20 protein-coding genes are annotated in these 18,405 nt (G+C 56.3%); 4 read left to right on the top strand and 16 right to left on the bottom strand.

From position 1 onward, the window contains the following. Window positions 1-106: 106 nt before the first annotated feature. From HOP44_RS17915 to HOP44_RS17855, 12 genes are all read right to left on the bottom strand, one after another. A complete protein-coding gene (locus HOP44_RS17915) occupies window positions 107-424 on the bottom strand; it encodes a spore coat protein (protein ID WP_172255814.1) in 318 nt (105 codons plus the stop codon). A 13-nt stretch (window positions 425-437) separates the two neighbouring features. Continuing rightward, complete coding sequence (locus HOP44_RS17910; protein ID WP_172255811.1) at window positions 438-632, bottom strand: spore coat protein; 195 nt, start codon at window positions 630-632, stop codon at window positions 438-440. A gap of 427 nt (window positions 633-1,059) precedes the next feature. Continuing rightward, entirely contained in the window at window positions 1,060-1,884 is an 825-nt protein-coding gene (locus tag HOP44_RS17905; RefSeq protein ID WP_172255808.1) for a carbohydrate ABC transporter permease, read from the bottom strand. Further along, window positions 1,877-2,812, bottom strand: a complete 936-nt coding sequence (locus tag HOP44_RS17900; RefSeq protein WP_172255806.1) for a carbohydrate ABC transporter permease — start codon at window positions 2,810-2,812, stop codon at window positions 1,877-1,879. Before HOP44_RS17900 ends, HOP44_RS17905 begins: the two co-directional genes overlap by 8 nt. Before the next feature lie 280 nt (window positions 2,813-3,092). Beyond that, window positions 3,093-4,418, bottom strand: a complete 1,326-nt coding sequence (locus HOP44_RS17895; protein ID WP_425501892.1) for an ABC transporter substrate-binding protein — start codon at window positions 4,416-4,418, stop codon at window positions 3,093-3,095. Between the two features lie 465 nt (window positions 4,419-4,883). Beyond that, window positions 4,884-6,689 carry a sensor histidine kinase gene (locus HOP44_RS17890; protein WP_172255800.1) on the bottom strand — a complete coding sequence of 602 codons (1,806 nt, stop codon included), beginning with the start codon at window positions 6,687-6,689 and terminating at the stop codon, window positions 4,884-4,886. A 61-nt stretch (window positions 6,690-6,750) separates the two neighbouring features. Beyond that, window positions 6,751-8,472, bottom strand: coding sequence for a response regulator transcription factor (locus HOP44_RS22885; protein WP_246369899.1), 1,722 nt, complete (start codon window positions 8,470-8,472; stop codon window positions 6,751-6,753). Between the two features lie 401 nt (window positions 8,473-8,873). After that, the gene (locus tag HOP44_RS17875) at window positions 8,874-9,305 is read right to left on the bottom strand and encodes a hypothetical protein (RefSeq protein WP_172255797.1); all 432 of its coding nucleotides are present in this window, start codon (window positions 9,303-9,305) and stop codon (window positions 8,874-8,876) included. A 79-nt stretch (window positions 9,306-9,384) separates the two neighbouring features. Continuing rightward, on the bottom strand, window positions 9,385-10,008 hold the full coding sequence (locus HOP44_RS17870) for a hypothetical protein (protein WP_172255794.1): 624 nt from the start codon (window positions 10,006-10,008) through the stop codon (window positions 9,385-9,387). Between the two features lies 1 nt (window position 10,009). Next, the gene (locus tag HOP44_RS17865) at window positions 10,010-10,645 is read right to left on the bottom strand and encodes a class I SAM-dependent methyltransferase (RefSeq protein WP_172255791.1); all 636 of its coding nucleotides are present in this window, start codon (window positions 10,643-10,645) and stop codon (window positions 10,010-10,012) included. Between the two features lie 104 nt (window positions 10,646-10,749). After that, window positions 10,750-11,001 (bottom strand): hypothetical protein, encoded by a 252-nt coding sequence (locus HOP44_RS17860; protein WP_425501891.1) that lies wholly within the window; start codon window positions 10,999-11,001, stop codon window positions 10,750-10,752. Then, window positions 10,998-11,582, bottom strand: coding sequence for a hypothetical protein (locus tag HOP44_RS17855; protein WP_172255788.1), 585 nt, complete (start codon window positions 11,580-11,582; stop codon window positions 10,998-11,000). The genes HOP44_RS17860 and HOP44_RS17855 overlap by 4 nt, the downstream gene beginning before the upstream one ends. 119 nt (window positions 11,583-11,701) lie before the next feature. Here HOP44_RS17855 and HOP44_RS17850 point away from each other — a divergent pair, with 119 nt between their 5' ends. Further along, window positions 11,702-12,520, top strand: a complete 819-nt coding sequence (locus tag HOP44_RS17850) for a class I SAM-dependent methyltransferase (RefSeq protein ID WP_172255785.1) — start codon at window positions 11,702-11,704, stop codon at window positions 12,518-12,520. 130 nt (window positions 12,521-12,650) lie between these two features. Here HOP44_RS17850 and HOP44_RS23040 read toward each other — a convergent pair whose 3' ends face one another. The 3 genes from HOP44_RS23040 to HOP44_RS17840 all read right to left on the bottom strand — a co-directional run bounded on the left by HOP44_RS23040 (window position 12,651) and on the right by HOP44_RS17840 (window position 15,060). After that, window positions 12,651-12,782 carry a hypothetical protein gene (locus tag HOP44_RS23040; RefSeq protein ID WP_281367810.1) on the bottom strand — a complete coding sequence of 44 codons (132 nt, stop codon included), beginning with the start codon at window positions 12,780-12,782 and terminating at the stop codon, window positions 12,651-12,653. A 69-nt stretch (window positions 12,783-12,851) separates the two neighbouring features. Continuing rightward, a complete protein-coding gene (locus HOP44_RS17845) occupies window positions 12,852-13,013 on the bottom strand; it encodes a hypothetical protein (RefSeq protein ID WP_172255783.1) in 162 nt (53 codons plus the stop codon). A 277-nt stretch (window positions 13,014-13,290) separates the two neighbouring features. Continuing rightward, entirely contained in the window at window positions 13,291-15,060 is a 1,770-nt protein-coding gene (locus HOP44_RS17840) for an oleate hydratase (protein WP_172255781.1), read from the bottom strand. 303 nt (window positions 15,061-15,363) lie between these two features. Here HOP44_RS17840 and HOP44_RS17835 point away from each other — a divergent pair, with 303 nt between their 5' ends. Genes HOP44_RS17835 through HOP44_RS17825 form a run of 3 tightly spaced genes read left to right on the top strand, consistent with a single transcriptional unit; the run spans window position 15,364 to window position 17,803 of the window. Beyond that, window positions 15,364-16,242: a pentapeptide repeat-containing protein gene (locus HOP44_RS17835; RefSeq protein ID WP_172255778.1), complete on the top strand. Its 879-nt coding sequence runs from the start codon at window positions 15,364-15,366 to the stop codon at window positions 16,240-16,242. Between the two features lie 13 nt (window positions 16,243-16,255). Beyond that, window positions 16,256-17,023 (top strand): ABC transporter ATP-binding protein, encoded by a 768-nt coding sequence (locus HOP44_RS17830; protein WP_172255775.1) that lies wholly within the window; start codon window positions 16,256-16,258, stop codon window positions 17,021-17,023. Next, the gene (locus HOP44_RS17825; protein WP_172255772.1) at window positions 17,024-17,803 is read left to right on the top strand and encodes an ABC transporter permease; all 780 of its coding nucleotides are present in this window, start codon (window positions 17,024-17,026) and stop codon (window positions 17,801-17,803) included. 5 nt (window positions 17,804-17,808) lie between these two features. Here HOP44_RS17825 and HOP44_RS17820 read toward each other — a convergent pair whose 3' ends face one another. After that, window positions 17,809-18,399 (bottom strand): TetR/AcrR family transcriptional regulator, encoded by a 591-nt coding sequence (locus HOP44_RS17820; protein ID WP_172255769.1) that lies wholly within the window; start codon window positions 18,397-18,399, stop codon window positions 17,809-17,811. Between the last annotated feature and the right edge of the window lie 6 nt (window positions 18,400-18,405).

Raw genomic sequence — 18,405 nt, 5'->3', positions numbered from 1 at the left:
TTCGTTTTGAGCTGGTTGTAACACGGCCGCTTCCCGTCCGCGCAAACAAAAAAGCCTCTTTCTCCGTACGGAGAAAGAGGCTTTGGTCACTCGGCGGTTCCGCGTTTTACTTCGTTTCCACCAGGTTGCGCGCCATTTCGGACTTTTTCATATCGTGTTCGATCTGTTCGTCGATATCGTAAGGATGGTACATTTCGTTCTCGATCATGTAATCGGCAATTTTCTGGTGGGTCTTGATGGCCAGATCCAGTTGGGCTTTGAGCACTTTGCGCACTTTCGGCGAAGCCGCTTCCGTGAGGGCTACCGCATACGAGCGTACCGCCGTTTTGGCGGACAGCAGCATATCGGTCGCGATGGCCATATCGTCCATCGGCGTTACGGCTTTGACCAGCGTTTCTTTTGTCATCGATTTTGGCGTAGTCATCGGTAATCCCTCCTCAGCTGATTAAAAGTGCTTTCAATTCGTCGACTGCCTGCGCGGAATTCATGATGTCTTCTTCGATCAGCGTCTTCAATTTCTCGTCCTGCACCAATCCCGACATCGCTACCGCTTTCGTAACGCAGGATGTTTTGAGAATTAACAATTCGTGGATCTCGAGCTTCTCGTGTAGAGCCAATTCCTTCACTGCCATCTCGATGCACCTCCAAATAATATGAATGCTGTTCGAATTTCGGTATGCTTTCCTGCAACCTTGTTCTCTGAATTTGTACCCGCTCTACTGCAAAATAAACAAAAATAAATTTAAACTATTCCAGTTCTGGATTTCGGTTTAGAGCCCCCGGTTTTGGGCTAAATATAACGTTTGCGCTGCTGTTCGGCTGTATAAAAAACAAAAAAAGCCCTTTCACCTTAACTCAAAGGTGAAAGGGCTTTTGGGTTGTTCCAGGAAACGATAGGGTATAGGGGTAGTGTCCGTGTAGGAGCGAAGCGTTCGCCTTTGTAATCGGGAAGCTTCTTCTGAAGCTTAATTCCAGCTTCCCGATTACAACACGCGACCGAAACGACACTACGCCGTATACCCGCCCATGTTTCCCTAGCAGGAACACAACCGAAACGGTTTATTTTACCGATCCAACCATGCCCGCTACAAAGTGCTTCTGCATCAGGAAGAATACGAGCGCCGTAGGAAGCGTAGAGATGACAATCGCCATCATGATCATGCCGTAGTCCGGCGCGTAGCCCGAACCAAGGTTCGAGATGAGCAGCGGAATCGTCTGATTCTCGGGCGATTGCAAAATGACAAGCGGCCACATGTAGTTGTTCCAGCTCGACATGAACGTAATGATCGCGGCAGCCGCGTACGTCGTTTTCATCGTCGGCAGGTAAATGCGGAAGAACAAGCCGAGCTCGGACAATCCGTCCATCCGTCCGGCTTCCAGCAGTTCCCGAGGGAACATTTTGGTACTCTGCCGGAAGAAGAAGATCAGGAACGCTGTCGTGAACGTCGGGATGACGACCGCCGCAGGCGTATCGATCCCGAACGTCGGGAAGAAGTTGGTGATTTTGCCGAACATGCGGTACAGCGGAACCATCAGGGCGGCGAACGGAATCATCATCGACAGCAGCAGGATCGAGAAGACGATGTCTTTCGCTTTGCTGCGGTAGATTTCGAAGCCGTAACCGGCCAGCGACGCGATCAGCATCGCCAGAATGGTCGTCGTGATCGAGATTTTGGCCGAGTTCCCCATCGCGTTCCAGATATCGACGCTCGCTGTCAGATTGCGCAGGTTATCGAGCATGTGTGAACCCGGCAGCAGGCGTCCTTTCGTAACGTCGACCGACAGGTTGGTGGCGCTGACGATCATCCAGAAGAACGGGAAGATCGACACGAACGCCGCCAGGCTGAGGAACAGATACATAGAGGCTCTTTTCGCCTTAAGCATTGCGATCACCTGCCACTTTGAATTGGAGGAACGACAGAATAATAACCATGATTACGATGGAATACGACACGGTTGCCGCATAACCGAAGTCGGCCGAATATTCGAACGACAGATTGTAGATGTACTGCGAAATGGTGGTCGTCGCGTTACCCGGACCGCCTTTCGTAATGTTTATGACTTCGTCGAACAATTGGAGCGTCCCGATCGTCGAAGTAATCGACGTGAACAAGATGATCGGCTTCAGCAGAGGAATCGTGATGCTGAAGAACTGGCGAATCGCCGAAGCGCCGTCGATCCGTGCCGCTTCATAGATCGATTGGTCGATATTTTGCAGACCCGACAGGTAGAAGATCATGTTGTAACCCGTCCAGCGCCACGTGATCGCGATAATAATCGTGACTTTGGCCCAGAACGGATCGGAGATCCACTGAATGGGCGCATCAATGAGATGGATATTCAGCAGCATGGCGTTGACCAGGCCGTCCGGCGCGAACAGGTACTTGAAAACGATCGAATACGCAACGAGCGACGTGATCGCCGGCAAGAAGATCGCGGTACGGAAAAAGCCTTTGAATTTCAGTTTGCGGTCATTCAGCAGAACCGAGAAGAACATGGCCAGAATGATCATGATCGGAACCTGGAACAGCAGATAGATAAAGGTGTTGGCGACGGCAGTCAGGAACATTTTATCCGTGAACAGCCGTTGGTAGTTACCGAGGCCGTTAAATTTCATGTTGATGCCTGTTCCCGTTTGGAACGACAGGATCAGAGCCTGGATCATCGGATAGAAGTAAAAGGCAGCGATCAGAATTACGGCCGCGGCCACGAAGAGCCAACCGACCAGACCCGCTTTGAAACGACGACTGCGGCTGGATTGAAAGGTGTTGCTGGTTTTGCCCGGACCGGCTGCGGTATTTTCGGTCTTCATCCGGCATTCCTCCTTGGATTCACATAACGGGATATGGCGGAAGAAGCCCCGCGCCCGTGTTGTGCATTCAAACATGGCTTGAATGCATAACGCGCAGGCGGGAGTTCGCCGCTTGCTTTTGATCGTGTACGAGTAAGATCCAACAAGAATGCCCGGCAAAATTCCGTGTCCGCAAAGGGGCGGGAACGAATTTCCGAAAGTCTGCCGGGCGCGGAAAGCGATAAGGGAGAGACGCGGCGCTTCGCGTTCGCGCTCTCCTTACCGCCGTGCCTGCTGCTTCTTATTTCAGTTGGGCTTCAGCTTGCGTTTGCGTATCGTTCATGACCGCGTCAACGTCTTTGCTGCCGTTCAGGTAGTTCTGAACTTCTGCGGACAAGATATCTTCGATTGCGTAAGTGTGCAGACCGAAGTTGACTTTAGGAACTTCCGTTGTCCATTTCGCGAAGTCGGAGTAGATCTTTTGGTCGCCGAAGAACTCATCAGGCTGCTCGTAAGCTTTGCCGCCGGAAGCTGCTTTGAGCGTGCCCAGTACGCCGATCTTGCTGAGCAGGTCTTGATACAGTTCGGCGTCGGAACCGAAAGTCTCTGCCATGAAGTCAGCTGCCGCGTCTTTGCCGTCCACGTTCATCACGTACCACGAGCTGCCGCCGGAGTTGGATGCGTTGATGGAGTTCGACGTATCTTTCAGGCGAGGAATCGGAACGACTGCCCATTTGCCGGATTGCGAAGCTTCGGCTTTGACCGAAGGCGTGATCCAGTTGCCAGTAGGAACGGAAGCAACGTCACCGCTGTTGAACGCGGCTACGAATTGGCTCCAGTCGGAGTTCAATTTTACGATGTCGGCGTCAAACATGGCTTTGTAGGTTTCGAGAGCTTCTTTGAAAGCCGCGTTGCCTGCGATGTTCGGCGTTACGCCGTCTTCTTTCAGATACCACGAGCCCGCCGATTGCAGCATGACGCGCAGCGTGCCGAGATCGTTCGGATCTTGGGTCAGCATCGCTTTGCCTGTTGCCGCTTTGACTTTTTTACCGATTTCGATGAATTGGTCCCAATCGATATCCGTTACGTCTTTCACGGTGTAACCCGCTTGTTCCAGGTAGTCCGTACGAACGTAGAAGCCGGTTACGCCGGAGTCGAACGGAATGCCGTATTGTTTGCCGTCGAAGCTTGTAGGGCCTGCTTTGTAGTCGGCGAAGTCTTCTGCTTTGATCTTGTCGGACATGTCGCGGAAAGCGTCCGGATACGATTGCAGGAAGTTTTGCGCACGGTAGTCTTCGATCAGCACGACGTTAGGCAGACCTTTTGTCGTACCCGAGTTCAGGCCCGTGTTCAGTTTCTGAACGATATCCGCCTGCGCGTTTTCCACGATGTTGATCGTAACGTCCGGGTGATCTTTGGCATATTTTTCTTTCGCCAAGTTCAGCGCGGCAATATTGAAGTTCGGGTCCCATGCCCAGATGGTGATTTCTTTTTTCTCTGTATCGCCACCACCACTGCCGTTCGTCGCAGCTGTCGTGCCGCCCCCGCCGCCCGAGCAGGCCGAAAGCATCAATGCCGATGCCGCCAAAGGCAGCAAAATCTTTTTCCAATTTTTCATCTTTTTCATCTCCCCGTAGCTGATAGTAATTCGACTCCCTAACCTTGCCGTTATTGTTGACGAGGTACTAATCATTCTGTGAAAATCGGTGATGTAAGCGGTTGCTTTACGAGAATAATCTTAGCATCGCAGCAAGCTATGAGGTTAGGAATATCTTTGCACGGAATAGGGAAATCATTGTATGTCGCAAAAATGGTAGCGTTATCATTGGTAAAAAAATTGGATATACGTAAAATTTAAAGTTTTCCGATAAAGAGAAGCCGCGAAAAAAATACTTTAAAACGCTGCGCCGCATGAAAAAACGGATACGTTTTCAGGAGGCGGCCTTCCGATTGCACAGGCCTGCGCTCCCTATACGTATCGCTCGTCCCTTGTCAACGAAACTCTGCATTTCACCAAATTCCGTTCGCCGCCGGTTCATTTTTCATCCGGAATGGCGATCCCTTCGAAGATCGGCTGCCCCGCAGACGATCTTCAGGATTCTTCCGTGATCAGCGGCAGCGTGATTTTGATTTTGGTGCCTTGGCCTTTTCGGCTGTCGATGGATACGCCGTACTCGTCGCCGTAGAGAAGCGCGATGCGATTGTGCACGTTGCGTACGCCGATGCCGGTGAAGAGTTGGCGTTTGCTTTTTGAATTCGGGAGCACCGTTCCGCCTTCGGTTTTGCTCCATTCGCCCACATCGTCCATGCCGTCGCCGTTGTCGCTGACTTCGCAAACCAATTGGCCGTCCGCTTGCGAGACGAGCACGTAGATCATGCCGCTCTGCTTCTCGTTGAACGCATGGAAAAACGCATTTTCGATAAACGGTTGGATGATCAGTTTAGGCACCCGGTAGTTCATGCAATCGGGCGCGGCGAATACGTTCACCCGAATCCGGTCGCCGTAACGGGCATGGTTGATGAACACGTAGTTGCGCATGTTCTCCAGCTCCTGCTCGATCGTGATGGTTTCGCTGACGTTGCTGATCGTGTTTTGCAGCAGCGAAATCAAGGCGTTGATCGTTTCCGCGGCGGCTTCCTTATCTCCTTTTTGTACCAATATCTTGATCGAAGCCAGCGTGTTGTACAAAAAGTGCGGATTGATCTGCCGCTGCAGCGCCGCCAGCTCCGCATTGCGGCGTTCCTTCTGCGTCTCCAGCAGTCTCGCGATGTAATTGTTCAACTCGTCGAGCATATAGTTATACGCGCGGCTCAGCTCCTGGACTTCGTAGCCGGACGACGCCGTGACCCGCACATAATTGTCGAAGTCTTTTTCCGTGACGGTCGACATCTGGCGAACCAGCACGGTTAAGGATCGCGTCTGGCGGCGGGTGATGAGGAATACGAGCAGCAGCGCCGCGCCGACGATCAATCCGCCGACCAGTACCAGATCGCGCAAATTGACGATCTTGCCCGCCGCGTAGTCGCGATCGATCAGATTGACCAGATAAAAGTCGTATTCCGGGATATAACTGGACAGCAAAATGGAACTCTGACCGAATACGTCGGCGTTCCGGCTTACCACTTCTTCTTTTTCAGCGGAAGGTTCGGCATAACCCAACAACTGCTTCGATACGGTACCGATCCACTCCGTTCGATTGCTGGACACGATCCGTCCCGAAGCGTCCAAAATCACGACGTCGTTGCCTGCGCTCGTAAAATTGCCGTAGAAACGCCGGAACTCGTCTTCGCGGATCGAAATGTATAAATCTCCGTAGATAAAGCCGGTCGTGCGCTCCATCAACGCTTTGGAAGCGACGATATACGGAACGGCCTTGCCGCCTTCGCCGCGTTCCATGTCATATTGATAAATCAGCCGTTTCGGCTCCGCTTTCGTGCGTTGGGACAGCGGATGGCCGATCAGCCGATCTTCGGGCACGGGCCAGTCATTGCGATCCGTCGAATAGTTCCTTCCATTCACGCCGACCGCCGTTACGCCGACGCTGTACGCGTCGACGTTGGATTTGACCCTTCTCATCTGCTGATTCATACCAAAGTACGTCCCCGCCATCCGGCTGGAATCGGATTCGCCTCCGCTTAAGTAAGTCTTAATCGTGCCGTTTTGCGCCGCGTAAGCCGAAGCATTGACGACGGAATCGTTAAAAGACTCCATGCCGGTACGGATCTGGTTCAAGACTTTGGAATTGGTAATCCCGAATGTCTCGGTAAACAGGCGCTCGGACATGCGAATCGTCACAAGCGACGTGACGACGCAGACCGTTACCGTAGCGACGACCATGACCAAGAACAGCTTGACGAACAATCGCTGGGCATGGAACCGGCTCCAGTATGCTTTCATGATAAAGCCTCCTTCAGTTGATGCCGCAGCCGGAAATTTCTGACTTCCCGGTCATCTTGAGTCAGCGCCCGATCCTGTATTGACGGCGGTATTGACTCGGCGAGAGGCCCGTCTGTTTCTTGAATACCTTGGTAAAATAGCCGGGGTCCGAATAGCCGACCCGGCCGCTGATCTCCGAGATGCTGATCTCGCCTGCGCGCAGCAGCTCTTCCGCCCGCGAGACGCGGATCTTGTTCAGGTATTCGCTGAATCCTTCCTTGTTGTGCGACGCGAAGTAGCTCGACAGGTAGGACGGATTGAAATGGAAATGCCGGCCCAGACCCGTAAGGCTGAGCGGCTCGGCATAATGTTCGTCGATATAGGCGAGCAGTTTCTTCATATTGGCTCCGCCGGACTGTCCCGCATGTTCGGCGATCTTCGCTTCCGCCCTGCTCAGGAATTGTTCCAGCAGCGCGGCGGCGGATGGCGCGTTGTCCGCTTCTTCGATTTCGCGGAAAAATCCGTATTTGGCTTCGTTCAGATCCGAAGCGTCGTATTCCATATTGCCGAGCAGCGTGATCAGATTGAACACGATATTGCCCAGGAAAGACTTCAGTCCGACCGGCGTGGACCGGTAATCGGCAGCCATCCGCGCCGTGTACTGGCGCAGGTCGCGGAACGCTTCGGCGAAATGCTCGCGCTTGATCTCTTCCGTAAACAGGCGGAGGTCGAACGCAGGCAGCGGTTCGGCGGGGAGCGGCAGTTCCTCGGGCAGCATCAGCGTCCGCTCGGGGAAGTAGAACCGGGTCTCCAGCAGCTCGCCGAGCTGCCGGTAAGCCGTGCTCAACTCGCCGAGCGAAGCGAAAGCCGCTCCGGCGGCCCAGGCATAGCCCGCGGCGGCCCCGCCGGCAGCCGGGCCGGACGCGGCATCGGCGGCGTCCGGCGCAGATCCGCCGGACATCCGTTCGGTTCCCGCATCGGCGGCGCCGGGCCCAGCCGAAAGCGCACCGCCGGACGAAGCGGCGGCGTACTGGCGCAGCGCGGCCAGCAGAGCCGCGCGCCGGCCGCCGCCGAGGCCGACAAGCGCGGCTTCGCTGCCCGCCGCGGCGCCCGAGGCCGCGGCGGGCAGCCCGTACACGCGCGCCGGCCCGAGGGCGGCCGCATGAGGCGCGCCCGGCGACAGCGCCTGCCGCAGCCGCTCGGCGAGCGGCTGCCCGTTCTCGCCGGCGCGCGAGCCGCCGGCATGGGCCCGGCCGGCCGTGCGCAGCCGGCCGATCAGCACGAATTCGTCGTGCGGGAACAGCTCCGCCAGCACGGCGGGCGAAGCGGATTCGTCGGCGCCGTAGCCCGACGCCAGCTTCTCCAGCACCGTCTCGGCATCCGGGCCTTCGCCGCTGCCTTCGCCCGTGTAGCGGATCGAAGCGATCCGCCGGGCCGTATTCTGCAGCACGCGCAGCAGCTCCTGCGTCTCAAGCTTCGGCTTGAGGATGTAATCCGCCACGCCGTTTTGGAACGTCGAACGCACGTAATCGAATTCGCCGTAGCTGCTGAGAACCACCACCTGGATCTCCGGATAATTTTTTTTGATCAGCCGGGTGAATTCTTCTCCTTCCATAATCGGCATTACGATGTCCGTCAGCACGATATGGGGCCGAACGCGTTCGATCGCTTCGAGTCCTTCCCTGCCGTTGGAAGCTTCCCCCACTATGCGGAACCCGTACTGCTCCCAATCCAAATAATGTTTGATGCCCTGGCGTACCAGCACCTCGTCGTCCACGATCAGAATCCTGCATACCTGCTCCATTCCCGAGCCCCCTTTTCCATCTGCCTGGTAACGTTTACAACATCGTATCATAAACATTCGGTGAATCTCCAGATAAACGAAACAGGCCGCCGTTCGGAAAAGCTTTCCCGAAGGGCGGCCTGCGTAGTTTCGGTGTTCTCCGATTCGGGCCGTACAGCCGCTTTACCGGTTCTGCCAACCTGCCTTCATTCCCATCCGTTCCGTCAATTCCAGTTGGCCCAGTATGTTGGCATGGAAGCCTAATTCTCCTTGCCCGGATCGTACCCGTATGCCGATCGATCGTCCATTTCGCTTCGTCTCCTCCATTTTGACCGTTTGCGCGGGTCCGCCTGCTTCTCAAGGATAGTCGTCGCTTATTATAGCATGCAGACCGGAATCCGGTGCTTCGGCCAGACGCTTTTTTATGACGCGGTTCCAATTTTCTTCAAAATGGTGCGGATCGGAGTCGAGAGCGGATCGTCGGCATTCGGCTCCTTCCGCGCATCCGCTGCGTAAGACGCCGCCAGCGATTCCAAATACCCTTCCATATCCAGCATAGTCTTTCTCATCGGTTCGTTCGACTGTCCATAAAACCGTCTCAGTTCATCAGCCGACGAATTAATGCGTTCTTCCGCTTTGGCGGTCTGCGCTGCCGCTTTCCCCAAGCCAAGCAGGATCAGGCGGTCGTCGGCGCCTTGTTCCAGAAGCTTGACCGTTTCCTGAAGGTCGATAGCCGCTTGATCCAGATAGACTTCGAGCGGATTCATGATCTGATGCCTGAATTCCTCCTGCTCCCGCGAAGCCAGGAACGTACGGATATTGAAGAACAGACTGACGGCCAGAGCGCCGACCAACAGCCATACGCCGGTCTTTTTCCAAGCCGGTTTGCGTGGTCCGGTTCCGATCCTCCCTTTCCTTCAGGCATCCGCCCGGTTACAAGCCGTAGCGTTCGGCCAGCCGTTTATGGAAATCCGTATCGGGCTCTTCCTTGATCCGCTTCGAGATTTGCTCTTCCCACTGCCCGGACAATTCCCCGATGTCGTACGATCCGCCGCTTGACGGGTCCTGCGCCAGACCGGCCAAAGCCGCCAGATCCAGCTTGAGACTGCGAAGTTCCGTCAGCGTCTGCTCGCGGGAAGCGTCCAGCATGGCATCTCCCGCCTGCCACTCGGCCAGCACCTCGTCGCGCAGATAGGTATCGAACTCATGGGTGATTCGGTACATCGTATCGATTTCGAACGAACGGTCCGTATCTTGGATTGTACCGATCCGCATACTTTTCAATCCGCCCGCCGCTTCCGACAATCTCGCCCGAACTTCCCCGAACACATACAGGCTGTCTGCCGCTTCGCCTCCGTTCTGGATATTCAAGATGGCGCCTTGAAGTTTCGAATCGGCTTCTTGAATGACGATCATGATCTCGGCCGCTTCTTTTTTCTCGGCCAGTGCATGTTCGCGCTGTTCGGTGAACAGTTTGATATTGAACGCGGCGCTTGCCGCCAGAATAGCCGCTACAACCGCCAGTCTTTTGCTTTTCCACTTCCTCGGATTGTCCATATTATTTCCTCCTCAGCCCGATTTCCCACAACCGTTTTTCTTTTCCGTATCGTCCTGCCGTACATTCGCGCCGTACCAGCGTCTCCCACTTCTCTTCGGAGAAATACTTCAGAATCTCTTTCTCATCAAAAAACCGCCGCCGGATGCCTTCGCTCCCGTACAGGTACGGATCCTCTGCCGAGGCCCTGTCCCGACTGCTGTCCCGCTCGCCCGTGGCGTTCACCCGGCAGAGCAGCAGCCCGCCCGGGCGCAGCGATCTGTGAAGCTCCCCGACAATCCGGCGGGTTATGCTGTCGGTAAAATAGTGCAAACTCAAATCCGCTACCACCGCCTGAAGCGTTCCCGTTTCAAAAGGCAGTTCTTCCGCCATGTCCAACCGCAGCGTCCCGATTCCCGGTTCTTCCTGCCGCAGCCTCTCCAGCGCCCGCTCCGACAAATCGCAGGCCAACACATCGAAGCCGACCGCATGCAGCACCCGGGCATTATGCCCGAGTCCGCAGCCCAGATCGACTACCTGTCCGCGGGCCGGATCGAGCAGCGGCTCATAACGCTTCAGCCAGCCGTCATGATCTGCCCGGAACGAAGGATCGGCGTAGGCTTCGTTCCAATATTGCGTATCGCGTTCGGTCTTCCCCATCCGCTCCTCATCCTTCTCTCTTCTAATCTCTTCACATCCGGGCTTATTATCGAATCTCCCGCAAAGCGGCCAATACCCGCTCTACCCGCTCCTCCGTACCGGAGTTACCTTCGAGCCGCAGAATCGGGCAGTCCAGATCCGCCATCCCGCGCTCGTGCTGTTCCAGACTGCGCATACAGACGTCCTCCCGGCAGCGCATCTTCGCCGTACCGCTGCAGTTCGCGCGCTTGCAGGCCGTCGCCGTCCAGCACCGTATGCGGCAGACGTTCGCCAAGCGCGCGTCCGAGCGTGGTCGCACCGGAACCGGACGCGCCGAAGAGATGCAGCCTGCGATAAGGAATGTCTATAGGTTTCATGCCAAGTCCTCCTCTTGCTGCTCTCTGCCGGCGGAAACCGGAAACACAAGCAGCAAAATAACGGCGGCAATCGCCGCCCAGCCCACGAACATCAGATACGTATTCAGATGAAAAAAGTGACTGTTCATATGCATGGATCCCGGCCCCGAAGTGACGGCATCCGCAAAGCTCCGGGCATCGCGCATCCCCTCTGCCGTCATCGCTGCGAAAATCCGTTCGCGCAGCCCATAATAGCGAATACGCTGCAGTTCGAATCCCGCCGCCTGATGGGCGATCAGGCCGATCAGCAGCGCCGCTAAAATGATCGGACGAAAACGGCGCGGACGGGCCCAGGCATACAGCTGGCCGATCAGCACGATGGCCAGCGCGCCAAGCGGAAGAACCAAGATCAGTACAGGATTGCCGTTGCCCGAATGCGATCCCGGAGCAGCGGATGCGGCATTGCCCAACCAGAAGATCGCTCCGATCAGCAGCAGATTGGCGATCAGGACGCCCGGATGTTTCATCCGGGTCCCCAGCGCGGCCGTTATAAGTCCGACGACGAACAGCGTCATGACGCCCAACAGAATGAAGATGAGCATAAGTCCTCCTTTTCGCATGCCGATCGGGACGCGCTTTCCGCATTTTTCATCCGATTCCCCGTAGGGTTCCGGCTGTGCCATAATAAGATTCAGACGAACAGCAAAGGAGCGAAACGAACATGATGGAGCATATCCGTAAAAACAATGTCGAACGCTTTGCCGGATTCGGCGAACTGTACGATCGCAGCCGTCCTTCCGCGCCGGAGGAAGTCGTGCGCATTCTGGAAACCTATCTGCAGGAAACGCCGCGCCGCGTGGCCGATATCGGCTGCGGAACGGGATTGTCGACGTTTCTGTGGCTGGACCGGGCACAGCGAATCGTCGGTATTGAACCGGGAGCCGATATGCGAAGCATTGCCGAAGCCAAATGGGAAGCGGCCGGCAGACCCGGCCAGCTGGAATTCCGCGAAGGCTATTCCGACGCGCTTGACCTCGAAGACGGCTGGGCCGATCTGGTTACCTGCTCGCAGTCGTTCCACTGGATGAACCCGCAGCCGTCGCTGGCCGAATTCGCCCGCGTGCTGCGTCCGGGCGGCGTCTTCGCCGCTTACGACTGCGACTGGCCGCCGGTGCTAAACGCGGATATCGAAGCGGCGTACGCGGAATTCTCCGCCCTGGCCGACCGACGTGCGGCGGAGCTGGCGCCGGAAGAACAGCAAGCGCACAAATGGCCCAAAGAAGACCATCTGCGGCAGATCCGGGAGTCCGGCCTGTTCCATTATACGCGCGAGATCGTATTCCACAACCGGGAAGTCTGCGATGCGGAGCGCTATACGAATATCGCGCTGAGCCAAGGCGGGATGCAGAGCGCGATCAAGCGCGGCGCAGAAGACGTCGCGGCCCAGGCCGAAGCTTTCGGAAGGGCCGTAGATGCGTTTTTCGCAGGAAAAGAGCGGGATGTGCTGTTCAGCTACCGGATGCGTCTGGGCGTAAAATAATCCGGACCCGCAAGCGGTTCCGGTGGAATTTCGCAGCTTCATGCGGCTGTCTCTTCCTGCCGGCGGTAACCGCCGGTCTTGGCTTCCAGCCGGTTCCTCCTGGAACCGGCTTTTGGCTGTATGCGGCCCGTTACGACTGGGACAATCCGTATTTGGCGAAAACTGCCTGCCGCAGTTTGATATGAATCGGGCGATGTTCCGGCAGCATCTGCTCAAGCTCTCCGGCCTGCTCCAGGTCGGGACTGAATTTGCCGTTGTTCATATTGATTATACCGCACGCTCCGATTCCGTTTCCCGGTAGCCGCTCATCGTCAGAATGGCTTTTTTTCGGTTACGGCTTCTTGATCGTTTCCGTCTGCCCGGTCTGCCCGTCGGTTCTTTGATACGTACCCGGCTCATCCTTCTTAAGAAATTGCAGAGCGCCCAGTACAATCAATACGACGATGACGGTAATCAGAAGTCCCCCTAGCAGTTTGCGTTTGTTATTTTTCATTTGCGTATGCCCCTTTCGATCCTTGTTGGTATACAGCCTGTTAGAGATTATGCCGTTTTTTCAAATACCGATGCAGACCGGAGTCGGGATTCTGAAGTATCCGCCGCTTCAGGATTTGTCCCCAGTATTTTAAATAAACGCCGTCAATCCCGCAAAAGTTGGACAAAAATCCAAAAAAGCATGGCCCTTTTTTCGACAACGCGCAGGATACGCTTTGTCGAATCGGGCCATGCTTTTGGGTGCTTTGTTCAGATTCCAGGAAAAACCGGAGGTGTCGTCACACAATCCCGTACTTTTTCAGCAGTTCGCCGACCACGGTACCCGACGCTTTTTTCAGCGCGCCCTGTTCCAGCAGTTTCAGCAGCATCGGCTGTTTGAGTTCGGCCAGCTTCCTGCCGTCCATCATCTTCGAGGTCGAATCCAGCAGGACGCGGATATCGTATTCGGACGCGAATACTTCCGGCACGCCGCGGTCTACGCCAAGCAGCGTATACACCGATTCCATCGCCGTGCGCACCGAATACTCGGTCGTGAACACCGTATCGCGCTCCGTATCGGCGAACTGCCCGATGAAGGCGAAGTTTACGCAGCCGTCCGGAACGACTTTGGGCCGGTCGCCCGCCGTGCGGGGCATGAAGAACGCCGTGATATAAGGCATCATGCACGGAATGCAGTTGGCGGAATTCGCGGCCATTTCCGGGATATCGGCTTCCGGCACGCCCATATGGTACAGCCATTCGGCCGTGATCTCTTCCCCGGTACATGCGCTGATCGGCTTCTTGATATAATCGCCCGGCACATCCGTGTAGAGGGCATAGAACCAGACAACCAGTTGGTCTTTGGGCTGTTTCTTGAAATGGGGCTGACGGTTCAGTGTCCAGCTCAGCATCCAGCTCGAGTCTTTGACGCTGACGATCCCGCCGGTGACCACTTTGCCGCTGAACGGATCGCGCTGGCAGATCTTCTCGACATAAGGCGGAATCCGGCCATCCAGCGTCGTGATCGTCGCCGATTCCCATTTGGTCTCGTCGATATTCGTGCAGAACTTGTCCGGACGTCCGAACGATTCGTCCTGGGCCGCGATGCTGCGCCACAGTTCCCAGCAGCCGCCCGGCTCCGTCTTGAGTACCGCCGGATGATGGTGGTCGCCAAGCGACGAATTTTCCGTACAGCTGCCGTTGGTCACGAAGACCAGATCGTCTTCCGTCAGATCGATAGATTCGGGCTGTCCGCCGCGCATACATTCGATCTTCGCCGCGACTTTGCGTGTTCCGCGCCGTTCGAAGACCACGTTGGTGACCCGGGTATCGTATACGAACTGCACGCCGTGTTCTTCCAGATACTTCAGCATCGGCTGGACAAGCGACTCGAATTGGTTGTATTTGGTGAACTTGAGCGCCGAGAAGTCCGGCAGTCCGCCGATATGGTGGATAAACCGCTGGATATACAGCTTCATCTCAAGCGCGCTGTGCCAATCTTCGAACGCGAACATGGTGCGCCAGTACAGCCAGAAATTCGAAGCGAAGAATTCTTCCGTAAACGCATCCGTAATCTTCAGATCGTACAGATCCTCGTCGCGGGTCAGGAACAGCTTGACGATCTCCATCGACGCTTTTTCGCTGAGCGTGAATTTGCCGTCCGTGTGCGCATCTTCGCCCCGGTTGACCGTGGCGCGCATCAGCGAGTAGTTCGGGTCTTTTTTGTTCAGCCAATAGAATTCATCCAGCACCGACGCATTTTCGACTTCAAGCGACGGAATGGAATGGAACAGATCCCACAGGCATTCGAAGTGGTCTTCCATCTCGCGGCCGCCGCGGATGACGAACCCTTTGCCCGCTTCTTCGCTGCCGTCGAGCGCGCCGCCCGGTATCTTCAACTCTTCCAGGATATGAATATGCGAGCCTTTCATCTGTCCGTCGCGGATCAGGAAGCAGGCTGCCGCCAACGAGGCCAGTCCCGCTCCGACGAGGTACGCCGATTTGCCGTCCACGCCTTCCGGTTTCATCGGTCTTGCGAACGCTTCGTAATTGCCGCTGCTGTAGTACATGAGTATTCCCTCCACATTTCCAGGATTTTGAACACACTCTGAAGCTGATTTCAGCATAGGCTTTTTAGCAAAAAGCAAATATAGACAATCCCTGCCCGATGTCGAAAGTTTGGACACGGAGCGGGAATTGTCTATATTCGGGGTATTTTTCGCCTGTTTGTCCGCCCGAATCGCCCGGAAAACGGGCATCCTACCAAAAGTAGCGGAAAAACAACCGGCGGTTGCGCGTTTTTTGTTTCCTTCCCCCGGGGAATCCGGTTAAGCTGATGGCGTCGACGAAACTCCGAGAAAGAAGGTGCCTTCATGTTCACCCCGATCGAGATCGGAAACAAAATCGCGGAAGCCCGCAAAGCCAAAAACTTGTCCCAGGCCCTGCTGGCCCGCCAGCTGTCGCTTAGTCCCCAGGCAGTCGGAAAATGGGAGCGCGGCGAATCGATGCCCGATATTCTCACGCTGGACCGCCTCGCCCAAATTCTGGATCTGGACCTGAACCATTTCTCCCAGCATTTCCGGCAGACTGCTGCGAAGCAGCCTTCGAACGCGGAACCGGCGAAGCCGCCGGAAACTGCCGCGCCGGCCTGGAACATGTCGGAAGGAAGCTGGGTGGATGCGGACTTCTCGGGTCTGGAAGGGCTGCACGAACAGTTCGGTTCTTCCTTTATCCGGCGTTCGCTGTTTGTCGGGGCCCGGCTTCCGGATCTGCTGCTCAAAAGCAATTACGTGGAAGAATGCGACTTCTCGAACGCGGAACTCGGCGGCAGCCGCTTCGAGCATACGCATGTGACGAACAGCTTGTTTTTGAACGCTTCCCTGACGAGAACGGTCTTTGCCGGAAGCCATCTGGCAGGCTGCGATTTGTCGGGCGCCAACCTGACGGAAACGGGCTTCGAATCTTCGCAGCTGCAGAACTGCACGCTGACCGGCGTCGTCTGGACACGCACCCGGTTTCACGGCACCCATCTTACCGGACTTGTGCTGGAAGGCATGTTCGAAGATTGTTCGTTCGAGAACTGCGTCTTCTCCGATGTCGCCTTCCGCAATACGACGCTTACGCGAACCTTTTTCAAGAACAAAACCCTCAAAAAAGTCCGATTTATCGACTGTAAGGCAGACCGGTTGACGTATTCGTTCCTGAAAAGCGGCAAAGCGGATCTGAGCGGAATCACTCTGATCGACCCCTAAAGGAGGAATTTCCATGTCTATTCACGAAACGGCCATCTCCGTGCAGAACCTGCACAAGTCTTATCCGAATCTGCCTGTGCTGACCGGCGTCGATTTCGAAGTGCGCCGGGGTACGATCTTCGCGCTGCTCGGCTCCAACGGTTCCGGCAAGACCACCACCATCAAGATTCTTTCCACGCTGCTTCGTCCGGACAGCGGGAGCGTGTCCGTCAACGGATTCGATCCGGCTTCGCAGCCCGATGCGGTGCGCCGGTCGATCAGCCTGACCGGACAGTTCGCGGCGGTCGACGGCGTATTGACCGGACGCGAAAATCTGATCCTGATCGCCAAGCTGCGACGGTTGAAGCAGCCGAGCCAATCGGCGGACGAGCTGCTGGAACGCTTCGGGCTTACGGAAGCCTCGAGGCGGCGGGCGACTTCCTACTCGGGCGGTATGCGGCGCAGACTCGATATCGCCATGAGCCTGATCGGCCGGCCGGATATCCTGTTTCTGGACGAACCGACGACGGGGCTTGATCCCGAATCGAGGATCAAAGTCCGGAAGGTCGTCAAGCAGCTCGCGGATACCGGCACAACGGTCCTGCTGACCACGCAGGTTCTGGAAGAAGCCGAGCAGCTTGCCGACCGGATCGCCATTTTGCACCAGGGACGCATTATCGCCAACGGCTCGCTCGACGAATTGAAGCGGATGTTTCCGCCCGCCCGAACGGAATATATCGAAAAACAGCCGACGCTCGAAGAGATTTTCCTCTCGATCGTCGGCTCCAAGGAGGCGAAGTAAATGCAAACCGTAAAAAGCGGATTTCTCGGCAATACCGGCGTACTGTTGGGACGTTCCATGCGCCATACGTTCCGCAGTCTGGATACCATCCTTACCGTAACCGTCATGCCGATCGCGTTCATGCTCCTGTTCGTCTATGTATTCGGCGGCGCCATCCACACCGGGACGGGCCATTACGTCAATTATTTGATGCCCGGCATCCTGCTGATCGCGATCGGAACCGGCATCTCCTACACGGCTTACCGCCTGTTTATCGACAAGCAGGAAGGGCTGTTCGAACGGTTCCGTTCGATGCCGATCGCTCCGTCTTCCCTGCTGTGGGCGCATGTGCTGACTTCGCTCGTATCCAACGCCATTTCGCTCGCCGTTATTGTGGCTGCGGGGCTGCTGATCGGCTTCCGCTCTCCGGCAGGCGTACCGGCATGGCTCGCCGCGATCGGCATTCTCGCTCTCTTCACGCTGGCGCTGACCTGGATCGCCGTCATCGCCGGGCTGTCCGCCGGATCGGTAGACGGAGCGAGCGCTTTCTCCTATCCGATCATCCTGCTGCCGTTCGTCAGTTCCGCTTTTGTGCCGACGGAATCGATGCCGGGACCGGTGCGCGCTTTTGCCGAACACCAGCCGGTCACCGCTATCGTCGAAGCGCTGCGCTCCCTGCTCGGCGGGCAGCCGGTCGGAGCGGAGATCTGGACCGCGCTCGCCTGGTGCCTGGGGATTCTGCTCGTCGCGTACGCCTTTGCAATGCGGGTCTACAAACGCCGGACGGAAGCGGTACGCTGATCCGTTCAGCCGGACGGCGGACGCGGACCTCCCGGGTGCGCACCGCTCTCGAATCGCTCCAGCGCACCGGCGAAGTCTCCGTGGATCAATACGCTCAGGCGCTTTACGATCGCAAGCGGCTCTTCGCGCATCCCGCGGCCGATCCAATCGAGGATCAATCCGACGAACGCAAACTTGTAGAAATGGGCGATAAACGCTTTGTCGTCTTCGCGCACGCTGCGGCCGGCCGCTTTTTCCTCGATCACGCCGATCAGCAGCGCATGCGTCTCCTGATGCAGATAGCGCTCGAGATGTTCGCGGTTCACGGAGTGATACGTATTCAGCACAAAGTTCCGGTTGCTCTGGATATATTCGAAAATATGCAGGAAACCCTGCTGCCAGGTCTCGTACGTCTTGTTGCCGTTTAACGCTTTGGAAGCTTCGTGCGTGTAGATCCAGTCGATCAGATCGTAGATGTCTTTGAAATGGTAATAAAAAGTCTGCCGGTTGACTTCGCAGTCTTCGGCAATATCGATGACCGTGATCTTGTCGAGCGTTTTTTGCGACAGCAGCTTTTTGAGCGAGGCGGCCAGCGCCCGCTTCGTCATTTGCGTCATAAGATC

The sequence above is a fragment of the Saccharibacillus deserti genome (assembly GCF_013618475.1).
In the GTDB taxonomy this organism is placed as follows: domain Bacteria; phylum Bacillota; class Bacilli; order Paenibacillales; family Paenibacillaceae; genus Saccharibacillus; species Saccharibacillus deserti.
Note: the sequence above shows the minus strand (reverse complement) of the source record. Positions and strands in the feature narration are given on the sequence as shown.